This window comes from Absicoccus porci, assembly GCF_003725415.1.
Taxonomy (GTDB): domain Bacteria; phylum Bacillota_I; class Bacilli_A; order Erysipelotrichales; family Erysipelotrichaceae; genus Absicoccus; species Absicoccus porci.
Window position 1 is genome coordinate 72,801 of the sequence record NZ_RJQC01000003.1, and the last position, 12,755, is coordinate 85,555.

Genomic DNA, 12,755 nt, shown 5'->3' on the forward strand with positions numbered 1-12,755 from the left:
AGAAATGAGGGAAGGGCAATGAAGAAAAGGACGATATGGACCGTAGTGGGCTTGGTTTTTTTATCCGCTGTGATCTATGGTATTCAGATTTTTGTTTTTAAAGATATCAAAACAACGGAATTCTATATCTTACAAGATCTTGCATTTGTACCTATTAGTTTTGCGATTACGACCATTGTTGTCGGGCAAATTATGGATGATCGACAAAAGGCAGAATCTGAACATAAGACTCGCATGTTGACGAGTACTTTTTTTACAGGTCTGGGTTCTCAATTATTTGAGGAAATCAGCAAAATAGCAACAATGGATATTTCACCCAATGATTTGTTGTGTGAAGATGAAAAAAAGATTCCGGAACAATTACGAAGAATTGAAGAAGAAAACATCCAGATTCAAATCAATAAGGAAGGGTTTGAAAATATCGAACAGTTGATTCAATCAGCAAAAATGGAATTAATGGAATTGGCAAGCAATCCTTTATTATTGGAACAAGAGTGTTTTACTCAGTTATTATGGGGCTTATTTCATTTATTGGATGAATTTCGATTGCGTGGTGTATATGATCAATTGAGTGAAGCCGATATTGCCCATTATAATTCCGACATTGAAAAAATGTTTCGTTTGTTGTTGAAAAATTGGGTAAAGAATTCTTATTTTGTACATTCAACCTATCCAAATTTCTATGGAGCAGTAAAAGAACGCATCACAAAGGGGGATTTCAATGAAACTAACTGAGTTATCCATTGGACAAATGGCCACCATTACGAGTGTTGGTGGAGAAGGTGCTTTACGGCAACATTTTCTTGATATGGGATTGATTCCTGGGGTGGATGTGTCATTGGTGAAATTTGCTCCGATGGGAGATCCGATGGAATTGCGCATTTCCACCTATACGTTAACGATTCGTTTAGCCGATGCAGAAAAGATTGAAATCAAAGATCCTCGACCTGCTAAAACAAGTGTGTATCGCCAACAAAAAGCGGAAAAGGATATTCCTCATCCTCGTTTGGGTGAACAATATGGTACGCATGATTATAAGGTGGAACATAAAGGGCATGAAGTCAATAAAGGAAAATTGACATTTGCGTTAGTGGGAAATCAAAACTGTGGAAAAACAACATTATTTAATCAATTAACAGGTTCGAATCAACATGTGGGTAATTTCCCAGGTGTTACGGTAGAAAGAAAGGTTGGATCCATCAAAGGACATCCACAAACCGAAGTGGTGGATCTTCCTGGTATTTATTCGTTATCACCGTACACCAATGAAGAAATTGTTTCCCGAAAATTTGTCTTGGAACAAAAGCCAACGGCTATTATCAATATCGTGGATGCAACCAATATCGAAAGAAACTTATATTTGACGATGCAGTTGTTGGAATTGGATGTGCCTGTAATCTTAGCTCTAAACATGATGGATGAAATGACAGGAAATGGTGGTTCGATTCGTATCAATGAAATGGAGCGTTGGTTACAAATTCCAGTCGTACCGATTTCAGCCGCTAAAAATCAAGGTATTGAAGAATTGATTGAACATGCCATACATATTGCTCGATACGATGAAAAACCGGCTCGGAAAGATTTTTGTGATCCCAATGATCACAATGGAGCAGTGCATCGTGCGATTCATGGCATCATGTCTTTGATTGAAGATCATGCCGAGTATGCCGGTATTCCTGTTCGATTTGCGGCCAGTAAGTTGATTGAGAATGATAAACTGGTGGAAGAAGCTCTAAATTTGACCGAAAATGAAAAAGAAATTGTTGAAAAGATCATTGTACAAATGGAAAGAGAGCGTGGCATGGATCGAGAAGCTGCCATGGCTGATATGCGTTTTTCGTTTATCGATAAACTCTGTCAGGCAACGGTTGTAACGCCGAGTGAAAGCAAGGAGCATAAGCGTTCTACTTCTTTGGATCGATTCTTTACAGGTAAATGGACAGCAATTCCTGCTTTTATTGGGGTCATGGGATTGGTGTTTTGGCTGACTTTTAATGTGATTGGTTTATTTTTTCAAAATCTTTTTGCTTCTGGTATTGATCATTTGACCCAAGGAATCGACTATTGGTTGACCGTGAATCATGTTTCGGCACCGGTTCATTCACTAATCGTGGATGCCATCTGTAATGGTGTTGGTACGGTTATAAGTTTTATACCCATTATCGTTGTTTTGTATTTCTTCTTGTCTTTGTTGGAAGATAGTGGCTATATGGCACGTGTTGCTTTTGTGATGGATAAGATCTTACGTAATTTTGGTCTATCTGGACGAAGCATCGTTCCGATGTTGATTGGTTTTGGATGTAGTGTACCAGCGATTCTTTCGGTACGTACCTTACCATCCGATCGAGATCGTAAAATTACCCAAATGTTGATTCCTTTTATGTCTTGCTCCGCAAAGATGCCCATTTACGCATTGTTTGTGCATTTGTTCTTTCCAACATATGGAGCACTAGTTATGATTGGCTTGTATGTATTGGGAATTGTCATTGCGATATTGATTGCCTTTTTTACCAAAAATCATGTTTTCCAAGGCGAGGCAGTTCCCTTTGTGATGGAGTTGCCAAACTATCGGATGCCTGGGGCAAAAAGTGTCTTGATGTTGATGTGGGATAAGGCGAAGGATTTCTTACAAAGAGCGTTTACCGTTATCTTTGTGGGTACGATCATTGTCTGGTTCTTACAGAATTTTAGTTTTTCTTTGCATATGGTCAATGATTCGAGTCAAAGTATTTTAGCGGCCGTTGCGGGTTTGATTGCGCCTTTATTTGCACCTCTCGGTTTTGGCAATTGGCGTATGGTTACGGCTTTGATTTCTGGTTTCTTAGCCAAAGAAAGTGTTGTATCGATGTTGACCGTTTTGTATGGCTCTACTCAGTTGATCCAACAATCGATTACGGGAGTAGCTGCTTTATCTTTCTTGGTGTTCTGCTTATTGTATACACCATGTATTGCAGCCATCGCCACGGTTAAAAATGAATCTGGAACGAAGAGTGCAGTAGGTATGGTGGCTTTTCAATGTGGTGTTGCCTGGATCGTAGCTTGGATTGTTTATCATATTTGTTTATTATTGATCTAAAAAAGAGAGTTTAATCAAAACTCTCTTTTTGCTTGATGATTGCAACAAATCCTAACAAAGCTATAACAGATAAAAACAAATAAGGTACAGAGGATTGGGAAGTACCGGTTTGTACACCATATGTAGATTGCTCATATGTATCTTTTGGTTGTATTGTATGCGATACCGTTGGGGAAGTTGGAACATTTGGTGTAACCGGTGTGATTTTTTGTTTATCTGTCATCGTAATCGTTAATGGTACATACCGCACAAAACCAATGAGGTTCTGATAGTATGAATCATCGGTACGATAGAATTTCAACTGGATGCTGTTAGGTACGGCAAGATCACTGTCTACTAATACATGGTAGATCATATAACTGCCATGGGAACCAGGTGTATCTGGAATATTGGTTATTTGACCATCGGTGTAATACCATACGGCCACTTGGGTGACTCTTCGGAAGGCAAGATTTGACATGTTATATGTCTTTTGGAGTCCTAAAGCATCCGAGCCATACCCATAATACAAAACGCGTTTCAAGTTTTCTTGAAATGCCTGCATATTGGTGATGTTGGTCGCAATATATTGTGTAAAAAGTTCACTCGTTGCATCGAGTTCCGTATACGTATTATCGTGTGGATAAGTGCGATGTTCATTCAAACAGTAAACAATTTTTCCATCGGCAAGATCTTGATTGGTGGTACGAACACGGTAGGACCAATCTCCATGAACAACTGAATATTGATAGCCAATCAAACCGGTTCGATTTTCAAGCTGGGGAGCTGTGACAGTAAAGGTAATATCGTCACTTGTTTCATAGCCGGTTGGTGCTTGTTGTTCGTGTAGTGTATAAGTACCCGGTTCTAAACTTGTTTCATGGGTAGTTCCATCGATTGTCCAAGCTTCTTTGACTTGGTTGTTTTGGTCAATGATTTGTAGATCAGCACCCGAAACTGGCTGATTGTTTTCATCTTGTTTTTGAATATTGACAGCACTGGTTTCGGTGTATGAATCAGGGCCAGTTTCTTCCGCATGGATCGTATATGCATATCTTTTACATAGAACAATGCTACAAACCAGAAACAGACCAATTTTCCATTTTTTACTTATTTTCATCTTCTCTCCTTTCTATTACACAATGTGTACATTTTTAGTGTAGTGTTTTCAAAATAAGTTAAATGCTTTCGATAACTTACGTTTTATTTCGTTTAAATAATTATTCACATGAAATATTAAGATTTATTAGTCATGAATACAGGGAAAATCAAATCCTCTTGTGCACAAATGTTAGGGAATATGATAGAATAATGGCGAAATAAAAAAGGAGATATACTATGAAAATTTCACCACTTCAAATGGAACGATTGAAGTATCAACCTAAATTACCAGGTATGCTTCGTAATGGAATTGCTGAGATTTCAGTGAAAGAAGGAGAACCTACACAAAGTGTAGCGGATCAAGATAAGATTTCAGCTTTATTCCCTAACACGTATGGTAAAAAAGAAATCACTTTTGAAAAGGGTACAAATACAGCACCTGCTAAGAAGCAAGTCGTAGGTGTTATCCTGTCTGGTGGTCAAGCACCTGGTGGACATAATGTTGTTTGTGGTTTATATGATGCCTTAAAAGCTACAAATAAAGAAAATGTATTGTATGGATTCAAGGGTGGTCCTAGTGGATTGACAGATGACAAATATATCGTATTTGATGATGAATACATCGATCAATTCCGTAATACAGGTGGATTTGATATCATTGGTTCTGGTCGTACAAAATTAGAAACGGAAGAACAATTTGCGCAAGCTGCTGAAGTTTGTAAGAAACACGGTATCAATGCGATTGTCATGATTGGTGGCGATGACTCCAATACCAATGCGGCTGTTTTAGCTGAATATTTTGCTGCACATAATACAGGTGTTCAAGTTGTTGGTTGCCCTAAGACCATTGATGGTGACTTGAAAAATGAAGATATTGAATGTTCTTTTGGATTTGATACAGCTACAAAGACATATAGTGAATTAATTGGAAACATCGAACGTGATGCGAATTCAGCCAAGAAATATTGGCACTTCATCAAAGTCATGGGTCGTTCGGCTTCTCATGTTGCATTGGAATGTGCATTGGAAACACAACCAAACATTTGTTTGATTGGTGAAGAAGTGGCTGCTAAGAAGATGTCACTTTCTCAAATTGCTGATCAGATTGCCGATTCAGTAGCTGCTCGTGCTGCCAATGGTGATAACTTCGGTGTAGCGATTATTCCAGAAGGTATCGTTGAATTTGTTCCTGAATTCTCTGTATTGATTGCTGAAATCAATGAATTATTAGCTGGTGAAAAAGCTGACAAGTTTAATGCATTAGAAACTTGGACTGAAAAATATGAATTTATCAAGAATGGTTTGACAGCTGAATCATTTGCCGTATTTGATATTCTTCCAGAAGGTATTCAAAAACAATTATTCTTGGAACGTGATCCTCATGGTAACGTACAAGTTTCTTTGATTGAATCCGAACAATTGTTTGCTGAATTAGTCAAAGACAAATTGGAAGAAAGAAGAAAAGCGGGAACATATAATGGTAGCTTTAAGACACAACATCATTTCTTCGGATACGAAGGTCGTTGTGCATTCCCATCTAACTTTGATGCCGACTACTGCTACTCTTTGGGATACAATGCTTGCATGTTGATCCAATATGGATACAATGGTTATTTATCAAAGATTTCCAATTTATCAAAACCAGCTGAAGAATGGGTTGCTGGTGGTATGCCAATTACGAAGATGATGAATATGGAACGTCGTAATGGTAAAGATAAACCAGTTATCCGCAAGGCTTTAGTTGAATTGGATGGTAAGCCATTCACTTACTTTGCTTCTCATCGTGATGCATGGGCTGTTGAAACTGCATATACATATCCAGGTGCTATTCAGTATTATGGACCAAGTGATGTTTGTGATTTAACAACTCGTACATTAGCTTTGGAAAAAGGTGAATAAGAATACAAAGGGCATCCTCGATGCCCTTTTTTTAAGGAGAGAATATGGAAAAAATCGCAAGTTTTACGGTAAATCATTTAAAGTTATTACCCGGTATTTATGTATCGAGAAAAGATCGTGTAGGAAAGGAAATCGTTACAACTTTTGATATTCGCATGACGGCTCCCAATCGAGAACCCGTGATCAATACGGCTGAGATCCATACGATTGAACATTTAGGCGCTACTTTCTTACGTAATCATCCTGCATGGAAAGATAAAGTGATTTATTTTGGTCCGATGGGATGCCGTACGGGTTTCTATATGATTTTGGCCGGTGATTTGGAATCCAAAGATGTTGTAGATCTAGTAACGGAAATGTTCACTTTCATTTCTGAATATGAAGGAGAAGTTCCAGGTGCAGCTCCTAGAGATTGTGGAAACTATTTGGATATGAATTTGCCATTGGCGAAAATTGTGGCGAAACGATTCTTAGAAAATACCTTGAAAGACATAGATGAAACACATTTGATCTATCCAGAATAGAAAAAAGTTTCACCTTCATGAAAAATATTAAAATTTATTTAAAAAAATGAAAATATTGCAATTTTGTGATATCATAATCACAGATGATACAACATGGCTCTGTGGAGGATGGCAGGGCCAAATGATTTAGAAGGTGAGATTTATGTTTCGAGACTTGTTTTTTGATGGATTGAAACAAAATAGTGCCTGGGTATTGGAAGACGATAATGGAAATGAATATACGGTGTTTAAAGACCTAACGGTTGTTGCACCGGATAAGACGTACAAATGTAATTCCATCGATGAAGTTATGGCCATTCCGACAACATCCTCCGACCAAACAGTTGGCGACTTGATCGATCATTTACGTAGTTTGGATTTCAACCATGTATCGCAGAATACCCATCCTACTAGTCGATCCATCCAGGGATAATACCCAAATAATGATAAAAGACGGCATGCCGTCTTTTTTTTTATTGCCATGGCTTTAAGGTTTTATTCTGGGCTACATCAAAGGTGCGAATATAATAGTCGGTATTGATTTGTTCATAAAAATTTGTAAATAAAGAAGCACAAGCTTTGGCATCACTTAACGCATTGTGATGATTCAAAGGAATACCTAAAGCATCACACATCGTATTGAGACGATGATTTTCGAGTTCTGGATAACAGGCTTTGCCAATACGTACCGTGTCGGCATAATCAATATAGGATTTCCATGGAATATGATAGGTTTTTAAACAGAACAGTAAAACATGAATATCAAAAGTGGCATTATGAGCAAGAAGAATTCCTTGATCCAGATACGTTTCTAATGTAGGCCATGCTTGTTTGAAAGTAGGGGCATGCTTAACTGTTTGTGGACCAATATGCGTTAATTCCATATGGAAGGCATTGAAGTATGTTTCCGGATTGATCAAAGTATAAAAGGTATCTGCAATTTGATTTTTTTTGATGACGGCAATCCCAATCGCACTCATTCGGTCATTGCGCGTATTGGGTGTTTCTACGTCAAACGCAACATATGTATCTATCATACTTCTCAGTATAAAACAATTTTTAAAGAAATGAAATTTGCGTTATCTTTATTAGAATGATTTAATAGGTGTGCTAAGCGATGGCGATCATCGCTTTTTTGAGGTGAACTATGATCAAGGGAATATTATTTGATTTTGACGATACGATTGGCAATCGCTGTTTATATACGTATCAAACATTTGAAGAATTGTTGGATACCTATTGTACTTTTGCGGATCCCTATCAGAGAGAAACGGTCCTACAGGATTTGATGTTGTGGGATATGAAAGGCAATTATCGGAAGAATTTTATTTTGGAGAATTTGAAGAAAAAGTATCATTTACCTTTACCTATTGCCGATTTCAATGAATGGTGGAATAACCATCAAAGTAAACATACAATTGCTTTTGACGGCATTGAAGAAGATCTTGCTGCCTTGCATCAAAAATACAAATTGGCACTTTGTACCAATGGAACCAATGAAGCCCAACGAGATAAGGTGCAAAGAGCCCATTTGGGTGACTACTTTGATGCCATTGTAACAAGTGGGGAATTGGGACACAAAAAGCCAGCACCTGATGTGTATGTGGAAGCTTGTAAACAGTTGGGATTAGAAACCAATGAAGTGATCTTTGTGGGTGATACCTTTTCTACGGATATCCTTGGTGCACATCGTTTGGGAATACCGGCCATTTGGGTCATTCGTAAGGATTGGCCTTGTTCGTTGGATATTCCACGGATTGAATCGGTACATGAATTATTAGACATTTTATAGGAGATCATATGGGATATACAAATACAGAATTACTACAAGGATGTTTTACCCAAGAAATGGTGGATTTGTTTCTGGATATGCATGGATATACCCAAGAAACTTTCAATCAGGAAAAGCCTTCGATTGTTAGTCAATTGATCCTATCCATCGTGATGGATGAAAATGCGGATATGGAACAACAACAAGCATTAATGGATATCAAAATGGGCTTATTACGTATGATCGAGGATCATATTGAAAAACAAGGAGATGAACCCAATCCACGTTATGAATAAACAAGAATTGCGAAAAAGCATCCAGGCGAAACGAAAAGTATTAAGTGATTCGTATCAAAAGGATGCGAGTCAAAAGATCCTATCGTATATTCTTCAATCGGATGCATATAAAAAGGCACAAACCCTTTTTATTTTTGTGAGCATGAAGGGTGAAGTCAACACGCACCCTTTGATTGAGAAAGCATGGAAAGATGGTAAAACCGTTGTGGTTCCTCGATGCGAATCCAAGGGCATTATGCATGCGTATCAAATTCAAAGCTGGAAGGATGTCCAACCAAGAACATGGGGTATCTTAGAACCAATAGATACAACCACGTATATACCTGTTCATCAAATTGATTTAGCTATTGTGCCTTGTTGTACATGTAATGAAAAAGGGCAACGATTGGGATTTGGCGGTGGCTTCTATGATCGTTATTTAGAACATCAATCAATGATAAAAATGATGGTCTGTTTCCATGAATTGATGTGTGAAGAAATTCCTGTGGATGATCATGATATTGTTATGGATATGATTGTGTCTGAAATTGGAATAAATAATAAAAAACAATAAAAATCTATTGCATAACGAGAACAAAGTGATATTATATCTATGTCAGATGGAGGATATACACATGAAACTATTTATTGATGATGCACATTTAGATGAAATTAAACGTTTATATGAATACTATCCAGTGGATGGAGTTACAACTAACCCTTCCATTCTTTCTAAAGTAGACCAAGATCCACGAAAAACTTTAAAAGAGATTCGTGAATTTATTGGGGAAGATGATATCATTTTCGCACAAGCTGTTGCTTTGGATGCCGATGGAATTGTAGCCGATGCACACATGATCGTTGATTTGTTAGGAAAAAATACAGTTGTCAAAGTTCCTTCCGTTCCAGAAGGTTTTAAAGCCATCAAACAATTAACCAAAGAAGGTATTCCAACTTGTGGAACCGTTGTTTATACACCAATGCAAGCGTATTTAGCTGCCAAAGCAGGTGCAAGTTATGTCGCACCGTATGTAAACCGTATTGATAATATGGGATATGATGGTGTAGAAGTTGTGAAAGAAATCCAAGATATTTTAGATAATAGTGATTTTGATTGTGAAGTATTAGCTGCTTCATTCAAAAATTCACAACAAGTCATGGAATTGGCTCAGTATGGTGTCGGAAGTGCTACGGCTGCCCCAAGTGTGATTGATGGTTTTGTAAAGAACATGGCCATTGATGGTGCGGTTCAAGATTTCGTGAATGATTTTGAAAAATTGACTGGCAAGAAAGCCATGACCGATTTAGACTAATCCAAAATAAAAGTCAGAGATTTTGATGTCTCTGACTTCTTTTTTATTAAATTTCTTCTAAACCAATAAGGGCTGCCCCAATGGCACCACATAATTGGGCACTATCATCCACATAAATCTTCGCATTCAAAGCTTGTTCTAAGCATTGAACAACACCCGCATTTTGGGCAACACCACCCGTCATGATGAATTCTGGTTCCCCTTTGATTCGATGAACCAATGCTCATGTACGGTAAGGAAGCAAGCAACCGAAAACAAGAGATAGACCGCCAGCACTACACTATTCCGAACCAAAGACCAAAAGATAAGCATTGTGGGAAAATCTAAACTTTTGGATTTTCCTACAATGCCAACTACGGCGGAATCCCTCCCACTCCTTATATCTTTCTGTATACATTGAATTTGTATTTAGTAAAATGCAGACAACACCACGGATCGGCTTTTGGTTGGACAATTCCAACCAAACACCACAGCAGACAGCAGAAAACATTCTGAACGCTAGGAAGCCGGTATGATTGTTACATATAAGGGGAAGAAAAATTTCTTTTAGGTACTTGCTTTCCTAAAACTGATGTGATACAATGGATTTAATCCAGAAAAGGAGTAAAAAATATGCGGCAAGGTATTCTTAAATAAAACTATAATCAAATAGTGGGAACAAAGGATTATGATAGCTCCTTTTGTAGGGGCTTAGTTTTTTGTACCCAATTTAAGAATACTTTTGCCTTATCAATTTTGACATATCCCCAAAAACAGCAATCACAAACAGGTGTATGCTGTATATGTGTATGTCCGCAACTTATAATCCCCAGTGGTAAAAGTATTTTACTGCTGGGGATTTTTATGCCCTTTGGGGCTGTAAAGGGAGGACAATCACATGAAAATAATCAATATTGGAATTCTTGCCCATGTAGACGCTGGAAAGACGACCTTGACGGAGAGCCTGCTATATGCCAGCGGAGCCATTTCAGAACCGGGGAGCGTCGAAAAAGGGACAACGAGGACGGACACCATGTTTTTGGAGCGGCAGCGTGGGATTACCATTCAAGCGGCAGTCACTTCCTTCCAGTGGCACAGATGTAAAGTTAACATTGTGGATACGCCCGGCCACATGGATTTTTTGGCGGAGGTGTACCGCTCTTTGGCTGTTTTAGATGGGGCCATCTTGGTGATCTCCGCTAAAGATGGCGTGCAGGCCCAGACCCGTATTCTGTTCCATGCCCTGCGGAAAATGAACATTCCCACCGTTATCTTTATCAACAAGATCGACCAGGCTGGCGTTGATTTGCAGAGCGTGGTTCAGTCTGTTCGGGATAAGCTCTCCGCCGATATTATCATCAAGCAGACGGTGTCGCTGTCCCCGGAAATAGTCCTGGAGGAAAATACCGACATAGAAGCATGGGATGCGGTCATCGAAAATAACGATGAATTATTGGAAAAGTATATCGCAGGAGAACCAATCAGCCGGGAAAAACTTGTGCGGGAGGAACAGCGGCGGGTTCAAGACGCCTCCCTGTTCCCGGTCTATTATGGCAGCGCCAAAAAGGGCCTTGGCATTCAACCGTTGATGGATGCGGTGACAGGGCTGTTCCAACCGATTGGGGAACAGGGGAGCGCCGCCCTATGCGGCAGCGTTTTCAAGGTGGAGTATACAGATTGCGGCCAGCGGCGTGTCTATCTACGGCTATACAGCGGAACGCTGCGCCTGCGGGATACGGTGGCCCTGGCCGGGAGAGAAAAGCTGAAAATCACAGAGATGCGTATTCCATCCAAAGGGGAAATTGTTCGGACAGACACCGCTTATCCGGGTGAAATTGTTATCCTTCCCAGCGACAGCGTGAGGTTAAACGATGTATTAGGGGACCCAACCCGGCTCCCTCGTAAAAGGTGGCGTGAGGACCCCCTCCCCATGCTGCGGACGTCGATTGCGCCGAAAACGGCAGCGCAAAGAGAACGGCTGCTGGACGCTCTTACGCAACTTGCGGATACTGACCCGCTTTTGCGCTGCGAGGTGGATTCCATCACCCATGAGATCATTCTTTCTTTTTTGGGCCGGGTGCAGTTGGAGGTTGTTTCCGCTTTGCTGTCGGAAAAATACAAGCTTGAAACAGTGGTAAAGGAACCCACCGTCATTTATATGGAGCGGCCGCTCAAAGCAGCCAGCCACACCATCCATATCGAGGTGCCGCCCAACCCGTTTTGGGCATCCATCGGACTGTCTGTTACACCACTCCCGCTTGGCTCCGGTGTACAATACGAGAGCCGGGTTTCGCTGGGATACTTGAACCAGAGTTTTCAAAACGCTGTCAGGGATGGTATCCGTTACGGGCTGGAGCAGGGCTTGTTCGGCTGGAACGTAACGGACTGTAAGATTTGCTTTGAATACGGGCTTTATTACAGTCCGGTCAGCACGCCGGCGGACTTCCGCTCATTGGCCCCGATTGTATTGGAACAGGCATTGAAGGAATCAGGGACGCAACTGCTGGAACCTTATCTCTCCTTCACCCTCTATGCGCCCCAGGAATACCTTTCCAGGGCTTATCATGATGCACCGAAATACTGTGCCACCATCGAAACGGCCCAGGTAAAAAAGGATGAAGTTGTCTTTACTGGCGAGATTCCCGCCCGCTGTATACAGGCATACCGTACTGATCTGGCCTTTTACACCAACGGGCGGAGCGTATGCCTTACAGAGCTGAAAGGATATCAGGCCGCTGTCGGTCAGCCGGTCATCCAGCCCCGCCGTCCAAACAGCCGCCTGGACAAGGTGCGCCATATGTTTCAGAAGGTAATGTAAAGATACATAATCGTCAAGACGGCAACAATCAGAAGTTATGG

The 12,755-nt window shown here is 40.1% G+C and carries 13 protein-coding genes; 10 read left to right on the forward strand and 3 right to left on the reverse strand.

Annotated features, from left to right (window positions below; genetic code table 11):
- Nucleotides 1–18 precede the first annotated feature (18 nt).
- Both EDX97_RS08385 and feoB read left to right on the forward strand, forming a co-directional pair.
- Complete coding sequence (locus tag EDX97_RS08385; protein ID WP_128520731.1) at nucleotides 19–735, forward strand: hypothetical protein; 717 nt, start codon at nucleotides 19–21, stop codon at nucleotides 733–735.
- On the forward strand, nucleotides 722–3,076 hold the full coding sequence (gene feoB, locus EDX97_RS08390) for a ferrous iron transport protein B (protein WP_128520732.1): 2,355 nt from the start codon (nucleotides 722–724) through the stop codon (nucleotides 3,074–3,076). Before EDX97_RS08385 ends, feoB begins: the two co-directional genes overlap by 14 nt.
- A 10-nt stretch (nucleotides 3,077–3,086) precedes the next feature.
- Here feoB and EDX97_RS08395 read toward each other — a convergent pair whose 3' ends face one another.
- Complete coding sequence (locus tag EDX97_RS08395) at nucleotides 3,087–4,175, reverse strand: thioester-forming surface-anchored protein (protein WP_128520733.1); 1,089 nt, start codon at nucleotides 4,173–4,175, stop codon at nucleotides 3,087–3,089.
- Nucleotides 4,176–4,393: 218 nt separating this feature from the next.
- On the opposite strand from EDX97_RS08395, the gene EDX97_RS08400 reads away from it, so the two are divergent.
- The 3 genes from EDX97_RS08400 (at nucleotide 4,394) to EDX97_RS08410 (ending at nucleotide 6,991) form a co-directional block, all read left to right on the forward strand.
- A complete protein-coding gene (locus EDX97_RS08400; protein ID WP_128520734.1) occupies nucleotides 4,394–6,055 on the forward strand; it encodes a diphosphate--fructose-6-phosphate 1-phosphotransferase in 1,662 nt (553 codons plus the stop codon).
- Between the two features lie 44 nt (nucleotides 6,056–6,099).
- Nucleotides 6,100–6,579 carry an S-ribosylhomocysteine lyase gene (locus tag EDX97_RS08405; protein WP_128520735.1) on the forward strand — a complete coding sequence of 160 codons (480 nt, stop codon included), beginning with the start codon at nucleotides 6,100–6,102 and terminating at the stop codon, nucleotides 6,577–6,579.
- Nucleotides 6,580–6,721: 142 nt separating this feature from the next.
- The gene (locus EDX97_RS08410; protein ID WP_128520736.1) at nucleotides 6,722–6,991 is read left to right on the forward strand and encodes a hypothetical protein; all 270 of its coding nucleotides are present in this window, start codon (nucleotides 6,722–6,724) and stop codon (nucleotides 6,989–6,991) included.
- A gap of 40 nt (nucleotides 6,992–7,031) precedes the next feature.
- Here the strand turns inward: EDX97_RS08410 and EDX97_RS08415 are convergent, their stop codons facing one another.
- Nucleotides 7,032–7,595, reverse strand: a complete 564-nt coding sequence (locus tag EDX97_RS08415) for a 3'-5' exonuclease (protein WP_128520737.1) — start codon at nucleotides 7,593–7,595, stop codon at nucleotides 7,032–7,034.
- Between the two features lie 110 nt (nucleotides 7,596–7,705).
- Between EDX97_RS08415 and EDX97_RS08420 the strand changes: the two genes are divergently transcribed.
- From EDX97_RS08420 to EDX97_RS08435, 4 genes are all read left to right on the forward strand, one after another.
- The gene (locus tag EDX97_RS08420; RefSeq protein ID WP_128520738.1) at nucleotides 7,706–8,350 is read left to right on the forward strand and encodes an HAD family hydrolase; all 645 of its coding nucleotides are present in this window, start codon (nucleotides 7,706–7,708) and stop codon (nucleotides 8,348–8,350) included.
- Nucleotides 8,351–8,358: 8 nt separating this feature from the next.
- Entirely contained in the window at nucleotides 8,359–8,625 is a 267-nt protein-coding gene (locus EDX97_RS08425; RefSeq protein ID WP_128520739.1) for a hypothetical protein, read from the forward strand.
- Nucleotides 8,618–9,178 (forward strand): 5-formyltetrahydrofolate cyclo-ligase, encoded by a 561-nt coding sequence (locus EDX97_RS08430; protein ID WP_183164324.1) that lies wholly within the window; start codon nucleotides 8,618–8,620, stop codon nucleotides 9,176–9,178. The genes EDX97_RS08425 and EDX97_RS08430 overlap by 8 nt, the downstream gene beginning before the upstream one ends.
- Nucleotides 9,179–9,239: 61 nt before the next feature.
- Entirely contained in the window at nucleotides 9,240–9,917 is a 678-nt protein-coding gene (locus EDX97_RS08435; protein WP_128520741.1) for a transaldolase family protein, read from the forward strand.
- A gap of 46 nt (nucleotides 9,918–9,963) precedes the next feature.
- Here the strand turns inward: EDX97_RS08435 and EDX97_RS08440 are convergent, their stop codons facing one another.
- Entirely contained in the window at nucleotides 9,964–10,137 is a 174-nt protein-coding gene (locus EDX97_RS08440; RefSeq protein WP_221175925.1) for a BadF/BadG/BcrA/BcrD ATPase family protein, read from the reverse strand.
- 657 nt (nucleotides 10,138–10,794) lie between these two features.
- Here EDX97_RS08440 and tet(W) point away from each other — a divergent pair.
- The gene (tet(W), locus tag EDX97_RS08450) at nucleotides 10,795–12,714 is read left to right on the forward strand and encodes a tetracycline resistance ribosomal protection protein Tet(W) (RefSeq protein WP_128520742.1); all 1,920 of its coding nucleotides are present in this window, start codon (nucleotides 10,795–10,797) and stop codon (nucleotides 12,712–12,714) included.
- Nucleotides 12,715–12,755: the final 41 nt, after the last annotated feature.

Coding starts and splice junctions, on each gene's coding strand:
- EDX97_RS08385 (WP_128520731.1), top strand. CDS start 19: ATGAAGAAAAGGACGATATGGACCGTAGTGGGCTTGGTTTTTTTATCC.
- feoB (WP_128520732.1), top strand. CDS start 722: ATGAAACTAACTGAGTTATCCATTGGACAAATGGCCACCATTACGAGT.
- EDX97_RS08395 (WP_128520733.1), bottom strand. CDS start 4,175: ATGAAAATAAGTAAAAAATGGAAAATTGGTCTGTTTCTGGTTTGTAGC.
- EDX97_RS08400 (WP_128520734.1), top strand. CDS start 4,394: ATGAAAATTTCACCACTTCAAATGGAACGATTGAAGTATCAACCTAAA.
- EDX97_RS08405 (WP_128520735.1), top strand. CDS start 6,100: ATGGAAAAAATCGCAAGTTTTACGGTAAATCATTTAAAGTTATTACCC.
- EDX97_RS08410 (WP_128520736.1), top strand. CDS start 6,722: ATGTTTCGAGACTTGTTTTTTGATGGATTGAAACAAAATAGTGCCTGG.
- EDX97_RS08415 (WP_128520737.1), bottom strand. CDS start 7,595: ATGATAGATACATATGTTGCGTTTGACGTAGAAACACCCAATACGCGC.
- EDX97_RS08420 (WP_128520738.1), top strand. CDS start 7,706: ATGATCAAGGGAATATTATTTGATTTTGACGATACGATTGGCAATCGC.
- EDX97_RS08425 (WP_128520739.1), top strand. CDS start 8,359: ATGGGATATACAAATACAGAATTACTACAAGGATGTTTTACCCAAGAA.
- EDX97_RS08430 (WP_183164324.1), top strand. CDS start 8,618: ATGAATAAACAAGAATTGCGAAAAAGCATCCAGGCGAAACGAAAAGTA.
- EDX97_RS08435 (WP_128520741.1), top strand. CDS start 9,240: ATGAAACTATTTATTGATGATGCACATTTAGATGAAATTAAACGTTTA.